This window comes from Acidisoma sibiricum (assembly GCF_057837225.1).
Window position 1 is genome coordinate 1,392,187 of record NZ_CM174445.1, and the last position, 19,835, is coordinate 1,412,021.

Genomic DNA, 19,835 nt, shown 5'->3' on the forward strand with positions numbered 1-19,835 from the left:
ACCTGTCGTGCAGACCGCAGCTCCGCCCAGTTCACCAGGGCTGCGACGGAATCATTTGAGTTTCATTGAGGTTTTGGCGCAGTCGATTGGCACCATCGCGCCATCAGGCACGCCCGGCCTGGTTATTCCCGTGGTCTTCGCGACCGCCGGCAACGGTACCTGGCTCGCGTATCTTTTTGCGACCATCGCGCTCGTCGTGGTCGGGCTGCAGATCAACGTGTTTTCCAGCCGTATCGCGAGCCCCGGCTCGCTCTATGTCTATGTGGCGCATGGCCTGGGGCCGCTGTCCGGCGTCATCGCCGGATGGGCGCTGCTGATCGGTTATCTGTTTACCGCCGCAGCCGTCATTGACGGCACGGTGAGCGTCTTTACGGCGTTCCTCGGTGCGATCGGGCTCACCGCTGCGGCCAGTGCGATTATCATTGCGCTGTCGGTCGTCTCGCTGCTTCTCGCCTGGGCTTTGGCCTATCGCGACATCAAGCTCTCGACACGCGTCACTCTCGCGATTGAATTCACCACGCTCGTGCTCATTCTGCTTGTCGTGGTCGGCTTCTTCATCCATCAAGGCACAGTGGTTGATACCGCGCAGAGCGGTCTTGTTGGCGTCAAGCCGGACCAGCTGCGTCTGGGCCTGGTACTCGCCTTCTTCAGCTTCGTGGGCTTTGAAAGTGCGACGGTGCTGGGCACCGAATCGCGTGAGCCGCGGCGCTTCATTCCGCGCGCTGTCATCGCCAGCGTGCTCGGCGTCGGGCTGATCTTCATCATCAGTGCCTATGGCCTGACGGCGGCCTTCCATGGCGCGGCGGTGACGCTCGACAAGTCCGATGCGCCGCTGACCGTGCTGGCGGCGTCCTTCGGTGCCGGTTGGATTGGCATCTTTATTCTGGCCGGTGTGTCGCTGAGCTTTTTTGCCTGCATCCTCGGCAGCATCAATGCCGGCGCGCGCGTGCTGTTCAGCCTGTCCCAGCATGGGCTGTTTCATGCCGCAGCGCGCCGGACCCACAGCACCCATGCCTCTCCGCATACGGCGGTCAGTATCCTCAGCCTTGTGGCGCTGGTTCTGGTGCTCGCGCTGTCCTTTGCAGGCTACGCCCTGCTTGACGCTTACGGCATTCTCGGCTCGCTCGCGACCTACGGCTTTCTCGTCTCCTATGGGTTGGTGACGATCGGCGCGCCGGTTTTCCTGAAGCGCCGCGGCGAGCTGCACGCCGGGCATATCATCTCGACCGTGGTCGCGCTCGTGCTTCTGCTCGTGGCCCTGGCCGGCACCGTCTATCCCATTCCCGGCTGGCCCTATAATATTCTGCCCTATCTCTTCCTGGCGCTCCTCGCCATCGGTGTGGTCTATTTCCTCGGGCTGCGGGTCTTGGCCCCCCAGCGCCTGGAGCAGATCGAGGCCGACCTGCTCGGCGGTGGCGTCACACATTCGGGGAATGCCAATGTCTGAAACGCTTCCCGTGGTCGCCGAGTCACAGCTTGTCCTGGAGGGTGGGCGGAGCGCCCACCTCGTCCAGGCGGGCGAGGCAGGTCAGCCTGTTCTGTTCCTGCACGGCTATGCCGATTCCTGGCGCAGCTTTGAACCCCTCTTTCCCCTGCTGAGCCGGCATTTTCGGCTTTTCGCGCTCGACCAGCGCGGGCATGGCGATAGCGATCCGGCCGATGGCTATGCCATTGCCGATTTCACAGCGGATGCAGCAGAGGTGATAAAGCAACTTGACCTGGGTCCTGTCGATGTTGTCGGTCATTCGCTTGGCTCGATCGTCGCGCAAAGACTGGCGGTGGAGCACCCTGCGCTGGTGCGCCGCCTGGTCCTGATTGGCGCCGCGCCGACCGCGGCCGGGCATGCGGGCCTGGCTGAATTGCTGGCGGAGCTGGAGACGGCGGGAGACCCGGTACCCGCCGAGCTGATCGAAGCCTTCCAGACCAGCACGGCCATTCAGCCCCTGGCGCCGGAGCGGCTGGAGCAGATCCTGGCGGAGAGTGCGAAGCTCGGTCGTGGCGCCTGGCTGGGCACGGCCGCCGGCCTGCTGGAGGAGCCACCTGAGGATGGAAGCCGCGTGGTGCCGGCACCGAGCCTGAGCATCTGGGGCAAGGAGGACGGCATTTTCGACCTCGACGCGCAGACGGCTCTGGCACGGATTATCCCCAATCTCACGACGCGGCATTATCCGGGTGTCGGCCATGCGCCGAACTGGGAAATACCGGAGACCGTGGCACAAGACATTCTGGCCTTTCTTCAAGCGGCCTGACGATGGCGAGAGAGTGAGGAGCGAGGATATGGCGAAAGACCAGCAGGGATTGAGTGTCAGCGGCAGTGCCGCGTCCGTTGCAGCGTTGGACCGGGCGGTGGCTGATTACTATGCCTGGAAGGGCGACCCGGTCGCCGAACTTCAGGCGGCCGTCGACAGTGACCCGGGCTTCGCACTGGGGCCCGCCGCCATCGCCTCGCTCTATTCGCTCAGCGGTTTTCGGGGCGACGACCCGCGCATCACCCAGGCGCTGGCGCAGGGGGATGCGGCGGCACCCTATGCCTCTTCGCGCGAGCAGCGTCATCTGGAAGCGGCTAAACGCTGGGCGCGCGGGGAAATCATCGGGGCGGCGGATCTTTGGGAGGATATCCTGCTGGATCATCCGACCGATGCCCTGGCCCTGCGCTTTGCCCATGACACCTATTTCTACCTCGGCCATTCGCTCGCCATCCGGGACTCCGTGGCGCGCGTTCTGCCTCATTGGGATAGTGCCAACCCGCACTACGGGCATGTCCTCGGTCAATATGCCTTCGGTCTGGAAGAGGCCGGCCATCTGCGCCAGGCGGAGGAGGCGGGGCGCCGTGCGCTCACCCTCAATCCTGAGGATGGCTGGGCTGTGCATGCGGTGGCGCATGTGCTGGAGACGGAGAGCCGCCAGGCCGAAGGCATCGACTTTCTGAAATCCACGCGGCGGGACTGGAGCCAGGGCCACGCGCTCGCGGTGCATAATGGCTGGCATCTGGCGCTGTATCTGATCGAGGAGGGGCGGCTGGCAGAGGCGCTGGCCGATTACGACCGCTATGTGGCGCCCAAGATCGGGGATGATTCGCTGCTCGATCTGGTTGATGGCGCCGCACTGCTGTGGCGGCTGGAACTGGCCGGCGCCGATGTGGGAGACCGCTGGGCGCCGCTGGCACAGCAATGGCTGACCCATGTCGATGACCATGTTTTGGTCTTTAACGATCTGCATATCGCGTTGGCTCTCGCCCGCGCCGGTGACAGCCAGGGCGTGGCCCGGCTGCGCCAATCGCTCGACGCCTATGTCCAATCGGCCCAGGGCGATAACCGTGAGATCACCGTCGCGGTCGGGCGACAGGTCATAGACGGTGTTCTGGCTTTCGCCGAAGGCGATTATGGGGTGGCGATCGCGAAGCTTTTGCCGATCCGCTATGAGGCCAGGCGTATCGGCGGCAGCCACGCGCAGCGCGATCTGCTGACGCAGACGCTGATTGCGGCGGCCGAGCGGGCTGGGGATCGGCGGCTGTTGCGCGCGCTTTTGGCCGAGCGCGTCAGCCTGCGCCCGACAGCACGCGTGCGGCACGCCTATCAGCTTGCGGGGACCGTGTAGCCAAGCGGCGGCGAGCCCTTTCCTTAGCAGGCATCAATGAAACCGGGCGCAGCCGGACCCTCAACTCTTCCTGGAATGATTGTCGATAATGGCCTGTGCATCATTCTGGATTTGCCGGAGATGCGCTTCGCTGCGGAAGCTTTCCGCGTAAATTTTGTAGATATTTTCGGTGCCGGACGGCCGGGCGGCGAACCAGCCATTTTTCGCAATTAGCTTGATTCCACCGATGGGTTCGTTATTGCCCGGGGCTTTGGTGAGCTTGGTTTCAATCGGCTCGCCGGCCAAATCCGTCACGTCAAGTTCGGCGGGGTCAAGCTTGCCCAGGGCCGCCTTCTGCTCCGGCGTGGCTGGCGCATCCAGTCTTGCGTAGAAAGATTGACCAAGGTCCTGGGTGACGGATTTGTAAAACAGGTTGGGATCATGGCCGGTGCGGGCGGTGATCTCCGCCGCCAGCAGGCCCATGATCAGTCCGTCCTTGTCGGTCGTCCATACCGTCCCGTCGCGGCGGAGGAAGGAGGCGCCGGCACTTTCCTCGCCGCCGAAGGCCAGCGATCCGTCGATCAGGCCGCTGCTGAACCATTTGAACCCGACCGGCACTTCCACCAGCTTGCGTCCGACTTTGGCCACAACGCGGTCGATCATGCCGCTGGAGACGATGGTTTTGCCGATGGCACTGTCCGGCTGCCATTGGGGGCGGTTCGCGGAGAGATAGGCAATAGCGGCCGCGAGAAAATAATTCGGGTTCATCAGCCCGCCCGTGGGACAGACAATGCCGTGCCGGTCTGCATCCGTATCATTGGCGAAGGCGATGTCGAACTTGTCGCGTAGTGCAATCAACGATTCCATGGCATAGGGGGAGGAACAATCCATGCGGATTTGTCCGTCCCAATCGACCGTCATGAACCGGAAGGTGGGGTCGATCGCATCATTCACCACGGTGGCGGCGATCTTGTAGCGCTCGATGACCGGCTGCCAGTATTGCATGGCGGCGCCCCCCAGAGGATCGATGCCGATGCGGATGCCAGAGCCGCGGATGGCGTCCATATCAATGACTTGGCCCAGGTCTGCGACATAGGACGAAATGAAATCATGGGCATGAATGCAGGCGGCCTTGCGGGCGCGGTCATAGGGCAGGCGCCGCACGCCCTCGAGCTTGTTCGCCAGGAATTCGTTCGCGGCTGTCTGTATCCAGCGTGTCACGTCGACATCAGCCGGGCCGCCATTGGCGGGGTTGTATTTGAAGCCGCCGTCGTCAGGCGGATTATGCGACGGGCTGATCACGATCCCATCGGCCATGCCTGTCTTGCGGCCCCGATTATAGGTGAGGATCGCGTGTGAGATGACCGGCGTCGGCGTATAGCCGGCTTGAGCATCGACCATCGTATCGACGCCATTCGCCGCCAGCACTTCGATGGCGGAAGCGAAGGCCGCTTCCGACAGCGCATGCGTATCCATGCCCAGGAACAGCGGTCCATCGATGCCCGCGTGGCGGCGATACAGGCAGACGGCCTGGGTGATCGCCAGGATATGCGCTTCGTTGAACCCGGCGGCCAAGGCAGAGCCGCGGTGCCCGGATGTGCCGAAGGCTACCCGCTGAGCGGCAATTCCCGCATCGGGCACCAGCGTGAAATAGGCTGTGATCAGCCGGGGGATATTGACCAGCAGCGATGCTGGGACCGGCTTGCCGGCAAGCGGGTTTATGTGTTCCGACATGGCGACCTCATTCGGAGATAGGAACCAGTAGAATTTTGGCCGTGCCCGTTTCGGGCCGGCCGGATAACCTGTTGCTATGCACGGGCTTTGCACCCAGGCATTTATGTTGTGAGTTGCTTGCGAATGTCCAGCAACTCCCGCGCACGCTCGGCGCTGACTTTGGGGTACGTCATGCCGAAACCCTCGAATGTGTCGATGATGATCTGAGAGACGATCAGCCTTGCGTTCTTCTTGTCGTCCGCAGGCACGATATACCAGGGTGAATCGCTTGTGCTCGTGGCGCCGAGGCAGGACTCATACGCCTTCTGGTAGTCGTCCCAGAACGCCCGTTCCTTGATGTCTGCAGTACTGAACTTCCAATTCTTCTCGGGCTCGTCGATACGCGCCAGGAAGCGCCTGCGCTGCTCATCCTTGGATAGATGAAGGAAGAATTTGACCACCGTGGTGCCATTGGCGTGGAGATGCCTTTCCAGGTCCGTGATGGATCTGTAGCGCTGATGCCAGAATTCATGCGCATGGTTCGGTGGGTCCACCAGGGCCTCGCCCTGCAGCAGTTCGGGATGCACACGCAGAATCAGCACTTCCTCGTAGTAGGAGCGGTTGAAGATGCCGATCCGCCCCCGTTCGGGCAGATCGCGCGTCGTCCGCCACAGGAAATCGTGTTCCAGCTCCACGCCGCTGGGATGCTTGAAGCTGAAGACCTGGCAACCCTGCGGGTTGACACCGGACATCACGTGCCGAATTACGCCATCTTTGCCGCCGGCATCCATGGCCTGAAAAATCAGCAGGATCGCACGACGGTTTGACGCATAGTGAAGCTGTTGCTGCTCGCTCAGCTTCTCGACGTGGTCCCTCAGAATTTTCTCATAATGGTGCTTTGTATCGTAAACCGGATCGATGCTGGTCGGCCATTGCCGGAGATCGAGCTTGCGCTCTTCACTGAGGCGGAAGTCCTTGATGTCTATCTTCATGCGCTTTGTTCCATCAATCAATCGCAATGCATGTCGCGATGCCCTGCGTGCCAAGAATGGCCGTTCAAAAGATTTTTGCTGTACGAGCAGTCAGGTGGATCATGGTCCAGAAGTGAAGGACTGAACATCGCTCTTTAGCTGATGCCGAGACGTCGCAAGACCGGCACTTTGACGAAATCGATCAGGAAAGCGAATGCGGCGGCGCCCCCGAGCGTGCCTGCTACCACCCATATCGGCAAAGGCGTCATCGCGATCCCGCCGATCGCCAGAGTGGACGCGATCAGGATATCGGCGAGTGACGAAAACAGGACCCACCGGCTTGGGCGAGAACACCAGAGATGACGGCGCTCGCGATTGGTATAGGTCGTGGCCTGGTTGCCGAAGGCGATGGAAACGAAGGCCAGTGTCTGGAGGCCGGTGACGCCGAGCCCCAGCCTGAACGCTCCAAAGACGAGGATGGCAGTGCAGAACAGTAGCTCGCCGATGCCCATGATAACCCCGGCGATGGTCAGAGTGCTGATCCGCCAGGCGTTGGGCGTGGGCGACGGCCGGACATGATCGGTCGTCAACGACATGCCCAGAAAGTCACCGCTCATCATGATGATCACCATGAGCAAAGGTGTCAGGATGGCGTGCCCGGTCATGAGGAGGCCGAGGGCTAAAAACAGGACCTGGACAATTTTCTTGGTGATGGAATTCAGCGTGTAGCTGAGGATGCGCTGGAAGGTAATGCGTCCTTCCTTCACGGCGGCCACAATGCCTGAGAGACCTGGTTCGGTCAGCACCATGCCGGCTGCCGATTTTGCGACCTCGGTCGCTGTTGAAACCGCGATGCCCATCTGCGCCTGGCGCAAGGCGGGTGCATCATTGGCACCATCGCCGCACATGCCGACCGTTTGGCCGCCCTTCTGAAATGCTTTCACCAACTTGTATTTGTCTTCCGGCAAGACGCCGGCAAAGACGGCGAATTGTCCGGGTTTGACAGTGTCCGGTATGGGCCCCGGCGGGCAGACGGCGCCATCCAGCCCGACGGCCTTCGCGACGATTGCGGCCGTCGCTGGCGCGTCGCCCGTCACCATCACAACACGGACGCCGAGACCCTGCAATTCGCGGATCAGGGCGGCCGATTCTTCGCGAGGCGGGTCACTGAGCGCCACAACTCCGGCAAGTTTCATCTGCGCCAACGGCCCAGCGGCGACCGCCAGTACCCTGAAGCCTTTGGCTTCAAGCGCGCGTGCGGCAGCCTCCGTGGCCGGCGACGGCTGGGCAATGCCGCTGATGACGGAGAAGGCGCCCTTGACAATACGCTGCTGCTGTCCGGCCGCATCCGCCGCTGTCGCTTCCGACATCTTCTTGGCCGGGTCGAAGGGCGCGAATGCGATGAGCGTCAGACCGTCTGGCACGGGTATGCGTGCGGAGGCCGCGGCTATCGCGTCATCCACCGGATCTTGCCCGCCGCCTGAACTGGCGAGGGTAGCGAGCGCCAGAACTCGCGCCTCATCGAATCCTGGCATGGGCAGAACGGTCGTCACCGTCAGCGCGTTCTGGGTGAGCGTGCCGGTTTTATCGACGCACAGTACAATGATCGATGCGGCGTCATCGACGGCCGAGAGGCGTGTCGGCAGGACGCCGCGTTTTGCCAGAGCCCGTGCGCCCAGCGCGGCGGCGAGGGTGAAGGTCGCGGGCAGCGCCACCGGGATGGATGCGAGGACCGCTGTCAGCACGAGCGGTATGATCTCTACGACGGGCATCTGGAGATGCCATGCGTAGCCGACCAGCAGGACGATAATGACGCCGTTGAAGCAGGCGAGATTGCGCACCACGCGCAGAACCGCCTGTTGCTGCGAACTTTCGCCATGGGCGGTACGAACAAGCTCGGCCGTGCGGCCGAATTTGGTGCGAGTGCCGGTCGCGGTGACTTCCGCCTCGGCCTCGCCGCGCCGAACCAAGGCGCCGGCGAAGGTCTGAACACCGGCGCCGGCGTCGATCGGCACAGATTCGCCGGTCAGCATGGACTGATCGAGCAGAACATCGCCCGACGTGAGCGTCACATCCGCCGCGACCACGCCGCCCAGCGACAGCATGACGATATCGCCCACCACCAGGTCCGCCGCTGGCAGGCTTTTCCAAGCACCATCGCGCCGGACGGAAGCGGTCAGGGCAAGTCGCGATTTCAGCGCCGCCAGCGTCGCCTGGGCACGGCTCTCCTGGAACAGGCCAAGCCCCGCATTGAAGACCAGGAGAACAGCAATGATCGCGGCTTCGACATATTTGCCGAGGACCAGTTCCAGCACGATGGCAGCTTCAAGCATCCAGGGTATGGGTGCCCAGAACTTCCCCAGTGCCATTCGCCATGGATGCACGCGGGTGTCGGGCATCGCGTTGGGACCGTCCCTGGCGAGCCGGGCGTGTGCTTCATCGCCCGTGAGGCCAGGTCTTGAGGCTGCGTCGGATGTCCTGGTTGAGGCAGCGGGCTTCACAGCGGATGGTCCCTCACATGGCGGCATAGGTCGCAACGCGCCTGCCGACGCCGTGTCGGATTCCGCATCCTTCAATGCTTTCCCCATCGCGCGGGGGGCTTTCGCACTTCGCCAGTTGAGAAGCCAGGGCAACGCGAACGCGCGTCGGAGACATCACCCGCACGCAGGAAGACAGGCATGGTCTGCACGACCCAAAAGCCCATAGGGCCATTTGCTCGATGCGCAGCCTAGGCTCGGAAACTACTCAAAGGGCGATCGTGCGGGTTCGGGATCGTCGCAGACTCACCGCAAGGCCCTGGGCATCCGAAAAGGCAGCATGAACTGTGTCCAGGGCGCGGCGAAGCGTCCGAGATCGACGCTCTCATGGATTGCCTCAGCGGGACCGCCGTGCAGCCGCGTCTGCAGCACCGAGCGGGCGTAGAAGGGCGCATCGGTCAGCGTCCGCGTGACCTTTGCCGCACCGTTCTCTGCCCGGGTGAAGCGCGGCAGCCGCCAGCCGGTGCGCGGAAGAGCGACCAGCGGCGGCGGTGCCAAAGGCGTCACCGCGCCGTCGCGCCCAACATGGATGGCAATACCGCGCTCGGCACCCGCGCGCGGGAAGGTGTCATAGAGGATTGCGGTAGCGCCACCTGCCAGCACGGCGCGCGACCAGTCCCAGCGCTGAAAACCCGCTTCCAGCGGCTCATCGCCATCATTGCTGTCCATGTAGCCGGGGCCGGACCAGCGCAAAGACGGCCGGTCCAACCTGACCTCGACCCGCGCGCGTGGTGCCATCGGCCGCCAGCGATGCCGGCCGGCATGATCGAGATCGGCCGAAAACCCTGTGAGTGCCTCGGGTGTCACGCGCACTTCGCCGCGGATGGGCCATGGCCACGGCGCGCCGATTTCACGCATGGCGATGACCAGCGTCGTGCCATCCCAGCGCAGGCTGCTCGGCCCAATGGTGAGCGCGCCGGCATCACGCCGAACCGCGGTGCGGCCGCGTTCGGTCATCGCCCAGCGGCCCTGCGGCCCGTAGAGCGCGACATTGAGCGCCGCATGGGCCAGCGGATCGGCCATCCGGCCGCCGCGCCGACTGAAGGCGTAGTAGGGTGAGAAGACGCTACCCAGAAAGGCGATCAGCGTGATGCCGTGCTGGCCGTCGTCGCTCAGAGCATCGACATACCACCAGACATAGCCGTTCAGCGGGACCGCGCCGTCGAAGCGAGGTCCGCGATCAGCGCCGACGCCGCCATGCGCCCGGAAAGCGCGGCCATCGGCACCCCGGGACCGGGATGGGTGCTGCCCCCCGCCAGATAGAGGCCCGGCAGCTTCGTCCGCGTCCCCGGACGGCGGAAGGATGCCGCCCAGCCATGAGCGTTCGCCCCGTAGAGTGCCCCCGCCGTCGCCGGAAACAAGGTCCCGAACTGTGCCGGTCCCGTCACCACGGTTGTCTGGGGATCGCTGCGGAGCGTCAGGCCGCAGCGGCGCAGGTGAGTCAGCATCCGCTCGTTGCATTGGGCGATCTCCTCTTGATTGGGCTTTCCCCCGTCGCCGGTGGCGGGAGCATTCACCAGGCAGAACAGCCGCTCAGGGGCGCTTGAGGCTGCGATATCCGAATCGGCCCGATCCTGAGCGCAAAGATAGACGGTCGGCACGGACGGCAGCCGGCCACGCCTGAGAGCATCGAATTCGGCGCGATAGTCTTCGGAAAAGAAGATCGTGTGACGCAGGAGAGGAAACCCCTCCGGCTGCGCCTCCATCGCCCAGGTCAGCGCCGAGAGTGACCGCTCGGCGGGTGTCGTTGGCCGCACCCCGGCGCCGAGATCGCCGAGGAGTCCGGTCGCGACCGCGTTGGTGTCGCCGTTGCAGATGACAGCATCCGCCATGATTCGCTCGCCACCGGTCAGCATCACGCCGCTGCTACGCCCGCCGCCTTGTGTGATGGCCTGCACGCCGGCGCCGTAGCGAAAGCGCGCGCCCAATCCTTGGGCGAGGGCGGCGAGCGCTACGGCCACGCGGTGCATCCCGCCCTCGACCAGCCAGACGCCTTCGCTTTCCACATGCGCCACCAGCATGAGTGTCGCCGGCGCGTCATAGGGCGAAGAGCCGCAATAGGTCGCGTAGCGGCCAAAGAGCTGGCGCAGCCGCGGGTCACGGAAATGCTCGCCCAGGGCGCGGTCGAGCGTGGTGAAGGGGCTGATGCCCATGAGGTCGCGCGGGCCCGCTTTCGCCACCAGGTCGAGCACGCTCGGCCGGTCCTCGCGGATGAAGCTGCTCTCCAGCGTGCGCCAGATGCGCGCCGCGCGGGCGGCAAAGGCCTCGAAGCCGCGCGCCTCGGCGGGACCCGCAAAGGCTGCGATGGCGTCGGTGGATTCCGCCCGATCGGCAAAAAGGTCGAGTCGGCTGCCATCCGCCCAGGCATGACGGGCCAGCACCTGACTGCGGGTGAGAGTGAGATGGGCATCGAGCCTCGCTCCGACGGCGGCAAAAATCTCCTCGAAGACCCAGCGCATGGTGAAGACCGTGGGGCCGGCATCGATCCGGGCGCCCCCCACCGCCACTTCCCGCAGCTTGCCGCCGGGTGCGGCTTCCTTTTCCACCACCAGCACATCGAGACCGCGCGCGGCCAGGAGAAGCGCGGCCACCAGACCGCCAATCCCCGCCCCGATGATAACGACGCGTTCCGCCATGCAAGCGACCTCAGATCTTAGTTGACGTAGATGTCCATTATGGTTGACAGTCGCATATGACAAGTTGAATTGACAGTTAGGAGGGGCGTGGCGATGCAATCCCTACCTCAGATCGAAGGGGCGCTTCAGGCGGCTCTCGCGACCGTGAATGCAGGCTGTCCGCCGGGCCTGTCGGCGGCCTTGCGCCACGCCGTGTTTCCCGGTGGCATGCGGGTGCGGCCGCGGCTTTGCCTGGCGGTCGCGCAGGCTTGCGGCGGCGGTGACAGCGGCGTCGCCGAAGGTGCTGCCGCAGCCATCGAGCTGCTGCATTGCGGATCGCTGGTGCATGACGATCTTCCCTGTTTCGACAATGCCCCGATTCGCCGTGGCCTGCCTTCGGTGCATCAGCAGTTCGGCCAGCCGCTGGCCGTCCTCGCGGGCGACGGGCTGATCGTTCTGGCCGTTGAGACGGTCGTGCGTGCCGCCGCCCATTCGCCGCATCTAGGCCAACTCATTCTTCTGCTGACCGAAGCTGCAGGGATGCCTGGCGGGCTGATTGCCGGTCAGGCCTGGGAGTCTGAGCCGAAAGTCCCGCTCGTCGCCTATCAGAGGGCGAAGACCGCCTCACTGTTTACCCTTGCGACCATGTCAGGTGCGCTCGCCGCCGATATGCCGGCCGAGCCCTGGCGCCTTTTGGGTGAAAGGCTTGGGGAGGCCTATCAGATTGCCGACGACCTGCGTGACATCACCATGAGCGCTGAAGAACTCGGCAAGCCGGCAGGGCAGGATGCCGCCCTTGGCCGCCCGAGTGCCGCCGCCCAGCACGGCATGGTCGGTGCGATCGATAAGGTTGAAGGTCTGGTGCGTGGCGCCATTGCCGCCGTGCCGCCCTGCCGCGAGCCGTCGCTTCTCAAAACGCTCATTCTGGCCGAACTCAGCCGGCTATTGCCAAAAGAGCTGGTGCTGCTCGCCGCCGCATGAGGGCGCGCGCGGCACCGATGGCGACCAGCGTCACCGCCTGGGTGCGGGACCGTATCGCGCGGTGGCAGGCGACGGAGGGGTTTCGCCGCGCCGCTGCGGCCTTTCCGCTCACGCGTCCCGTCGCCAGGCGGCAGGCGCGGGCACTGTTCGATCTCTGCGCGGGCTTCGTTTATTCGCAGGTTTTGGCAGCGACCGTCCAATTGCGGCTGCCAGAGCGGCTGATGGCAGGGCCGCGCTCGGCTGCTTCCCTCGCGCTCGAGTTGGAGATGACGGAGCAAGCAATGGAGCGGCTGCTTGTGGCCGCGGTCTCGCTCCGGCTGCTGGCGCGGCGGGGCGCGGATGCCGGGGGCCGCGCTCGCTACGGATTGGGCGCGCTGGGCGCGGCGCTGATCGACAATCCCGGCGTTACCGCGATGATCGCGCATCATAGTATGCTCTACGCGGATCTGCGCGATCCGGTCGCCCTGCTCCGCGGCGAGGCCGCGCAGACGGCGCTCGCCAATTACTGGCCCTATGCCAAGGGGGCGGGCGCGGGGGCGGCGACGCCTGACGGCTATTCCGCGCTGATGGCGGTCAGTCAGCGTTTTGTCGCCGCCGAGGTGCTGGCGGCCTATTCGTTGCGCCGTCATCGGCACCTTCTGGATGTGGGTGGGGGCAGCGGCGCCTTTCTGATCGCCGCCGGCGCCGCCGCGCCGAACCTGCGGCTGACACTGTTCGATCTGCCGAAGGTTGCCGCGATTGCGCGGGAGCGGCTGGCGGCCTCCCCGGTTGCGGCGCGGTGCGAGGCGGTCGGCGGCGATTTCACCATCGATCCGCTGCCGGCCGGCGCGGATGTCGTGAGCCTGGTGCGGGTGCTGCACGATCATGAGGATGACACGGCACTCCGGCTGTTGCGCGCCATCCGCCAGGCGCTGCCGCCCGGCGGCACCCTGCTGATTGCCGAGCCGATGGCGGGGACACGCGGCGCGGAGCCGGTGGGTGACGCCTATTTCGGCTTCTACTTCCTCGCCATGGGCGGTGGCCGCGCGCGAACACCGGACCAGATCAGACAGCTGCTGTCGGAGGCTGGTTTCACCCGCACGCGCTTGCGGCTCAGCCGGATGCCGATGGTCGCGCGCGTTATGGTGGCGCGATGACACCCCGTATTGACCAGAGAGTGTCTATTTCAGTTGACTCTCTAAAGTGTAATGCTAACGTGACACCTAACGGTGGGCTGAAGCGACAGAGTCGCGGGCCGCACTTGGGGGTGACAGCGACCATGCAGACGGTTGCGGTAGTAATGGATGGTCCGGGACAGGCAGCGCTTCGCAGCGTCGCTCTCACAGAACCGGGACCCGAGGATGTCGTGGTCGATATCCAATGGAGCAGCATCAGCGCGGGGACCGAGCGGCTGCTCTGGTCCGGCCGGATGCCACCTTTCCCCGGCATGGGCTATCCGCTGGTGCCGGGCTACGAATCGGTTGGTCGCGTCATCAATGCCGGTGCCAATTCCGGGCTTCAGGGTGGCGAATTCGTCTTCGTGCCCGGCGCCCGCTGCTTCACAGAGGTGCGGGGCCTGTTCGGGGGGGCTGCCGCCCGGCTGGTCGTGCCCGGCGCACGCGTCTCGGCCATCGATGCCGATCTCGGCGAGCGTGGCGCCCTGCTGTCTCTCGCGGCCACCGCCTATCACGCGCTGGCGGACGCAAAGCCGCCCGAACTCATTATCGGCAACGGCGTGCTCGGCCGGTTGCTGTCACGCATCACTGTCGCACTCGGCCATCCGGCGCCCACGATCTGGGAAAGCCAGGAATGCCGCCGGGCCGGCGCCACTGTGACCACGCAGGAGGCGGACAGCCGGCGCGACTACGGCACAATCTATGACGCGAGTGGCGACGCCACAATTATGGACACCTTGGTGACGCGGCTGGCGCGGGGCGGGGAGATTGTGCTCGCGGGCTTTTATCATGCGCCGCTGAGCTTCACCTTTCCGCCGGCCTTCATGCGCGAGGCGCGGTTTCGCATCGCGGCCGAGTTCAAGCCGGCCGATCTCGCAGCCGCGCAGGCGATGATCGTCTCCGGCGCACTCTCGCTTGACGGATTGATCACGCATCGCCGTCCGGCCAGTGAGGCCGAAGATGCCTATACGACAGCGTTCGGCGACCCGAACTGCCTGAAAATGATCATGGATTGGAGGAGCCTCTCATGACCGAGACGCAGATTATCGCCATCTACGGCAAGGGCGGCATCGGCAAGAGCTTCACGCTCGCCAATCTCTCCTACACGATGTCCGAGCAGGGCAAGAAGGTGCTGCTTATCGGCTGTGATCCGAAAAGCGATACAACCTCGCTGCTGTTTGGCGGCCGATCCTGCCCCACGATCATTGAGACGTCGTCGCGCAAGAAGGCGGCCGGCGAGAAAGTCTCGATCGGCGATGTCTGCTTTAAGCGGGATGGCGTCTTCGCCATGGAACTGGGCGGCCCCGAAGTCGGGCGCGGCTGCGGCGGACGCGGCATCATCCACGGTTTTGAACTGCTGGAGAAACTCGGCTTCCATGAATGGGGTTTCGACTACGTGCTGCTCGACTTCCTGGGCGACGTGGTCTGCGGCGGCTTCGGCCTGCCGATTGCCCGCGACATGTGCCAGAAAGTGATCGTCGTCGGCTCCAACGATCTGCAGTCCCTCTACGTCGCCAACAATGTCTGCTCGGCGGTCGACTACTTCGCCAAGCTCGGCGGCAATGTCGGCGTCGCGGGTCTTGTCATCAACAAGGATGACGGCACCGGGGAGGCGCAGGCTTTCGCGGATGCGGTCGGCATTCCCGTGCTGGCCGCGATCCCCGCGCATGACGATATCCGACGCAAGAGTGCCAATTACGAAATCGTTGGCAGCAAGGGCTCCCAGTGGGAGCCGATGTTCTCGGCCCTCGCGCAGGAGGTGGCCCTGGCGCCCCCCCGCAGGCCCAATCCGCTGACGCAGGATGGGCTGCTCGCCTTGTTCAAGGGTGAGGCGGTCGGCCGCGGCGTGACGCTGCTGCCAGCGACGATGGAGGATATGGGCGGCGTGGCGGCCGCGGCGGCGCGCCCATCCCTCGAAGTCGTCTACGAGGGCGTGTGACCATGGACGGCATGCAGGCCCCTCCGCCGATCCCGCCCGATACGGGAAGCGGCTGCCATGGCGGGCGGGAGACGATGCTCGCCGCAGCTACCGCCGCCGGCAAAGGCGAAGTGCTGGCGAAGCTGATCGCGGATTATCCGCGCGGGCCGCATGACCAGCCGCAATCGATGTGCCCGGCCTTCGGAAGCTTGCGCGTGGGTCTGCGCATGCGGCGTGTGGCGACCATCCTCTCGGGCTCCGCCTGCTGCGTCTATGGCCTGACTTTCACTTCGCGCTTCTATGGCGCGCGCCGCAGCGTGGGCTATGTGCCGTTCAATTCCGAGACGCTGGTGCGCGGCCAGCTGTATGAGGATATTCGTGACGCGGTTTTCGAGACCGCCAAGCCGGCTGACTACGACGCTGTCGTCATCATCAACCTCTGCGTGCCGACGGCCTCCGGCGTGCCCCTGGATCTGCTGCCGAAGCAGATCGACGGCGTGCGCATCATCGGCATCGACGTGCCGGGTTTCGGCGTGCCCACCCATGCAGAAGCCAAGGATGTGCTGGCGGGTGCGATGCTGCGCGCCGCCCGATCCGAAATCGAGGCCGGCCCTGTGCAGCGCCCGCGCGGCCCGGCGGCCGAATTGCCGACTGTCGCCCTGATCGGCGAGTTGTTCCCGGCCGATCCGATGAGCATCGGCGGCCTGCTGGCGCCGATGGGCTTGGGCGTTGCGCCGAGCATCCCCGCCCGCGAATGGCGCGACCTCTATGGTGCGCTGGACTGTGACGTGGCGGCAGCCGTCCATCCCTTCTACACTGCCTCCATCCGCGAGTTTGAGGCCGCCGGCCGCCCTGTTGTGGGCTCGGGTCCCGTCGGGGTCGAAGGCACCGATGCCTGGCTCACCGCCATCGGCCGAGCTGCGGGCCTGCCCGGCAGCCGCATCGAAGCGGCGCGCCAGGCGGCTCTCCCGGCTTTGCGTGGCGTGCTGGCCGCCAATCGCATCGACGCGCGCATCACCGTCTCAGGCTATGAGGGGTCCGAACTTCTGGTCGCGCGCCTGCTGGTCGAGGCCGGGGCAGAGGTGCCCTATGTCGGCACCGCCTGCCCGCGCACGGCCTGGAACGAGGAGGACCGCGCCTGGCTGATCGCGCACGGGGCGCATGTGCAGTTCCGCGCGTCGCTGGAGCAGGATCTGGCGGCGATGAAGGAGGTGAAGCCCGACCTCGCCATCGGCACCACGCCCGTGGTGCAGAAGGCCAAGGAGAACGGCATTCCAGCCGTCTATTTCACCAATATCATGTCGTCCCGGCCCTTGTTCGGCGTTCCGGGTGCGGCTGCTTTGGCGAGTTCGATCGCCGCCCAGTCCCGCGGGCGGGAGCGTTTCGCCCGCATGGTGAGTTTCTTCGGCACCACGCCTGAGGTTACCCCCGCCGCCGCCCCTGCTGCGCCGGTCAAGATCAATAGTCTCGCCGCGTCGATGGGGAGCTGAGCGCATGCTGGTCATCGATCATGATCGCGCCGGTGGCTACTGGGGCGCCGTCTATGTCTTCAGCGCCCTCCGCGGTTTGCGCGTCATCATCGACGGGCCGGTGGGCTGCGAGAACCTGCCCGTGACTGCCGTGCTGCATTATACCGATGCGCTGCCGCCGCATGAATTGCCGATATCGGTGACGGGGCTTTCCGAGGATCAGCTGTCCCGCGACGGCACCGAGGAATCGATGAAACAGGCAAACCGCGTCGGTGATCAGCGGATGCCGGGCGTGGTTGTCACCGGCAGCATCGCCGAGATGATCGGTGGCGGCGTCACGCCCGAAGGCTCGGGCCTTCTGCGCTTCATCCCGCGCACCATCGACGAGGATCAATGGCAATGCGCCGATCGCGCGCTGTTCTGGCTCTACAGCCAGTTCGGCGGCAAGAAGGCGGCAAAGGGTGTGCGCGTCACTAAGAATTCCAAGGACCCTGCGGCGGCCGGGCCAGAGGCTGCAAAGAAGCCGCTGGTGAACATCATCGGCGCCATCCACGGCACCTTCAACATGCCGTCGGATCTCGCCGAGATCCGCCGCCTGGTCGAGGGGATCGGCTGCGAGGTCAACCTCGTCTATCCGATGGCCGCCCATCTGGACGACACGCCGAAGCTTGCCGACGCGGTCGCCAATGTCTGCCTTTACCGCGAATTCGGGCGAATGCTGTGCGAGGAATTGGGGAAACCCTATCTGCAGGCGCCGATCGGCCTGTTTGCCACAACGAATTTTCTGCGGGCCCTGGGCGAGATCACGGGCCTGGACCCCGAGCCCTTCATCGAGGCTGAGAAGCAGGCGACGATCAAGCCGATCTGGGATCTGTGGCGCAGCGTGACGCAGGATTTCTTCGCGACCGCGAGCTTCGCCGTGGTCGCGACCGCGACCTATGAGCATGGGTTGCGCCAGTTCCTGACCGAGGAGCTGGGCATTCCCTGTACTTTCGCGCATGCCCGCCGGCCCGGCATCAAACCGGATAACCAGGGGGTGCGCGCGGCGCTGAAAAAGAGCCCGCCGGTCGTACTTTTCGGGTCCAATAACGAGCGCATCTACGCGGCCGAACTTGGCCTGCGGTCCATCTACATTCCGGCATCTTTTCCCGGTGCGATCATCCGTCGCGCCACGGGCACGCCCTTCATGGGCTATGCCGGAGCCACCTATATCGTTCAGGAGTTCTGCAACGCCCTGTTCGACATGCTCTTCAACATGCTGCCGCTCGGCCGCGACCTGGATCAGGTCGAGCCGACGCTGGCACGCGGCGAGGCTGCTCCCCCGGTCTGGGAACCGGAGGCGCGGGCCTTGTTCGACGATCATGTTGAGACCGAGCCGTTCCTTATCCGCATTTCTGCCGCCAAAAAGTTGCGTGAGCGGATCGAGAGAGATGCGCGGCGGGAGGCAGAGCCGTGCGTTACCGCTGCCCGCGTTGCGACCTCGTTGGCGGCGTCAGCCATGTCGTGACCAGCGATTTCAACCGACTTCATGAGGAGACACATCCATGGCGATCGATCCTGAAAGGCGGTCGACCCTCTCGGGTCTGACCGAAGGCGAGGCGAAGGAGTTCAACAGAATCTTCGTCATTAGCTTTCTCATATTCGTGGGCATAGCCATCGTTGCCCATATCCTGGCCTGGTCCTGGCGGCCCTGGCTGCCCGGCGTGCATGGCTACCAGACCTCCATGTTGCTGGATCATCCGGCACTGCACGGTTTGGCGGTCATCGGGACCCATGCCGCCACTGTGCTGCTGACCTGAGGGGGGTGCTATGTATCGCGTTTGGATACTATTCGACCCGCGTCGCGCATTGACGACGCTGTTCGTCTTCCTGCTGATCCTGGCTCTGGTGATCCACTTCATTCTGCTGAGCACGAGCCGCTTCAATTGGCTTGATGGTCCGAATGCGGATCATTACGGCGGACCATCGCAGGTGCAGCAAATGACGCCTCTGCCATCCACCAAAACGCCCTGAACATGGGTTCTGTTGGGGACCGGTGAGAGCCGGTCTCCAACCGAGCGGAGAGATGCCGCTATGGCCATGATGAATTTCGAATACAAGTACCGCATACGCGGCGGTACTCTGATAGGCGGGGATCTGTTCGATTTCTGGGTCGGACCCTTCTATGTCGGTTTTTTTGGCGTCACCACGATTTTCTTCACGATCATCGGCACCGCCCTGATCGTCTATGGTGCCGCCATCGGACCCACCTGGAATGTTTGGCAGATCAATATTCCGCCACCGGATTTGAGATACGGGCTGGGCTTCGCACCGCTCGCCAGCGGCGGCTTGTGGCAATGGATCACCTTCTGTGCGCTCGGGGCCTTCATATCCTGGGACCTGCGCATGATCGAGATCGCCCGCAAGCTCGGTATGGGGCTGCATGTGCCGATCGCCTTCGCCTGCGCCATCCTGGCCTATTTCACGCTGGAGGTGATCCGCCCGGTGATGCTCGGCGCCTGGGGAAACGGATTTCCCTATGGAATCATGTCGCATCTTGATTGGGTCAGCAATGTCGGCTACCAGCATCTCGAGTTTCACTACAATCCGGCGCACATGATCGCCGTGACATTCTTCTTCACGACAACCTTCATCCTCTCGATGCATGGTGGCGTGATTCTCTCTGCTCTCAACCCAGGCGGCGACGATACGGTCAAGCCTTCGGGGTATGAGGATAGTTTCTTCCGCGACTTGATCGTCTATTCCATCGGCCCGCTCGGCATCCATCGTCTTGGCTGGTTCTGTGCCATGAACGCGGGCGTCTGGAGTGCCATCTGCATCGTCATCAGCGGACCCTTGTGGACGCATGGTTGGCCGCAGTGGTGGAACTGGTGGCTTAACCTCCCGATTTGGGGCTAAGGC

Annotated in this window: 17 protein-coding genes; 12 read left to right on the forward strand and 5 right to left on the reverse strand. The window is 64.4% G+C overall.

The annotated features are described in order from the left end of the window. The first annotated feature begins 55 nt into the window (after positions 1-55). The 3 genes from AC3G7M_RS06755 to AC3G7M_RS06765 are packed head-to-tail and all read left to right on the forward strand — an operon-like array spanning position 56 to position 3,597. On the forward strand, positions 56-1,447 hold the full coding sequence (locus AC3G7M_RS06755) for an APC family permease (protein ID WP_489215016.1): 1,392 nt from the start codon (positions 56-58) through the stop codon (positions 1,445-1,447). After that, entirely contained in the window at positions 1,440-2,249 is an 810-nt protein-coding gene (locus tag AC3G7M_RS06760) for an alpha/beta fold hydrolase (RefSeq protein WP_489215019.1), read from the forward strand. The genes AC3G7M_RS06755 and AC3G7M_RS06760 overlap by 8 nt, the downstream gene beginning before the upstream one ends. A gap of 28 nt (positions 2,250-2,277) precedes the next feature. Then, on the forward strand, positions 2,278-3,597 hold the full coding sequence (locus tag AC3G7M_RS06765) for a tetratricopeptide repeat protein (protein ID WP_489215020.1): 1,320 nt from the start codon (positions 2,278-2,280) through the stop codon (positions 3,595-3,597). Between the two features lie 60 nt (positions 3,598-3,657). Here AC3G7M_RS06765 and pgm read toward each other — a convergent pair whose 3' ends face one another. From pgm to crtD, 5 genes are all read right to left on the reverse strand, one after another. Continuing rightward, positions 3,658-5,310, reverse strand: coding sequence for a phosphoglucomutase (alpha-D-glucose-1,6-bisphosphate-dependent) (gene pgm / locus AC3G7M_RS06770; protein ID WP_489215022.1), 1,653 nt, complete (start codon positions 5,308-5,310; stop codon positions 3,658-3,660). A 101-nt stretch (positions 5,311-5,411) separates the two neighbouring features. Next, entirely contained in the window at positions 5,412-6,281 is an 870-nt protein-coding gene (locus tag AC3G7M_RS06775; protein WP_489215024.1) for an ADP-polyphosphate phosphotransferase, read from the reverse strand. 134 nt (positions 6,282-6,415) lie between these two features. Further along, on the reverse strand, positions 6,416-8,659 hold the full coding sequence (locus AC3G7M_RS06780; protein ID WP_489215026.1) for an HAD-IC family P-type ATPase: 2,244 nt from the start codon (positions 8,657-8,659) through the stop codon (positions 6,416-6,418). Positions 8,660-9,043: 384 nt separating this feature from the next. Further along, positions 9,044-9,946, reverse strand: coding sequence for a carotenoid 1,2-hydratase (locus AC3G7M_RS06785; RefSeq protein WP_489215978.1), 903 nt, complete (start codon positions 9,944-9,946; stop codon positions 9,044-9,046). Then, positions 9,943-11,433, reverse strand: coding sequence for a 1-hydroxycarotenoid 3,4-desaturase CrtD (gene crtD / locus AC3G7M_RS06790; RefSeq protein WP_489215028.1), 1,491 nt, complete (start codon positions 11,431-11,433; stop codon positions 9,943-9,945). Before crtD ends, AC3G7M_RS06785 begins: the two co-directional genes overlap by 4 nt. Positions 11,434-11,526: 93 nt before the next feature. Between crtD and AC3G7M_RS06795 the strand changes: the two genes are divergently transcribed. The 9 genes from AC3G7M_RS06795 to pufL all read left to right on the forward strand — a co-directional run bounded on the left by AC3G7M_RS06795 (position 11,527) and on the right by pufL (position 19,832). After that, the gene (locus AC3G7M_RS06795; protein WP_489215030.1) at positions 11,527-12,393 is read left to right on the forward strand and encodes a polyprenyl synthetase family protein; all 867 of its coding nucleotides are present in this window, start codon (positions 11,527-11,529) and stop codon (positions 12,391-12,393) included. A 17-nt stretch (positions 12,394-12,410) separates the two neighbouring features. Then, positions 12,411-13,529 carry a methyltransferase gene (locus AC3G7M_RS06800; protein ID WP_489215032.1) on the forward strand — a complete coding sequence of 373 codons (1,119 nt, stop codon included), beginning with the start codon at positions 12,411-12,413 and terminating at the stop codon, positions 13,527-13,529. Positions 13,530-13,672: 143 nt separating this feature from the next. Beyond that, positions 13,673-14,578: a chlorophyll synthesis pathway protein BchC gene (gene bchC, locus AC3G7M_RS06805; RefSeq protein WP_489215033.1), complete on the forward strand. Its 906-nt coding sequence runs from the start codon at positions 13,673-13,675 to the stop codon at positions 14,576-14,578. Next, positions 14,575-15,486 (forward strand): chlorophyllide a reductase iron protein subunit X, encoded by a 912-nt coding sequence (locus AC3G7M_RS06810; RefSeq protein ID WP_489215035.1) that lies wholly within the window; start codon positions 14,575-14,577, stop codon positions 15,484-15,486. The genes bchC and AC3G7M_RS06810 overlap by 4 nt, the downstream gene beginning before the upstream one ends. A 2-nt stretch (positions 15,487-15,488) precedes the next feature. Beyond that, positions 15,489-16,955 carry a chlorophyllide a reductase subunit Y gene (gene bchY / locus AC3G7M_RS06815; RefSeq protein ID WP_489215037.1) on the forward strand — a complete coding sequence of 489 codons (1,467 nt, stop codon included), beginning with the start codon at positions 15,489-15,491 and terminating at the stop codon, positions 16,953-16,955. Between the two features lie 4 nt (positions 16,956-16,959). After that, positions 16,960-18,441 (forward strand): chlorophyllide a reductase subunit Z, encoded by a 1,482-nt coding sequence (gene bchZ / locus AC3G7M_RS06820; RefSeq protein ID WP_489215039.1) that lies wholly within the window; start codon positions 16,960-16,962, stop codon positions 18,439-18,441. A 37-nt stretch (positions 18,442-18,478) separates the two neighbouring features. Continuing rightward, positions 18,479-18,733 carry a light-harvesting antenna LH1, beta subunit gene (gene pufB / locus AC3G7M_RS06825; protein WP_489215041.1) on the forward strand — a complete coding sequence of 85 codons (255 nt, stop codon included), beginning with the start codon at positions 18,479-18,481 and terminating at the stop codon, positions 18,731-18,733. Between the two features lie 10 nt (positions 18,734-18,743). After that, entirely contained in the window at positions 18,744-18,947 is a 204-nt protein-coding gene (gene pufA / locus AC3G7M_RS06830) for a light-harvesting antenna LH1, alpha subunit (RefSeq protein WP_489215043.1), read from the forward strand. 66 nt (positions 18,948-19,013) lie between these two features. Next, on the forward strand, positions 19,014-19,832 hold the full coding sequence (gene pufL / locus AC3G7M_RS06835) for a photosynthetic reaction center subunit L (protein ID WP_489215045.1): 819 nt from the start codon (positions 19,014-19,016) through the stop codon (positions 19,830-19,832). Positions 19,833-19,835: the final 3 nt, after the last annotated feature.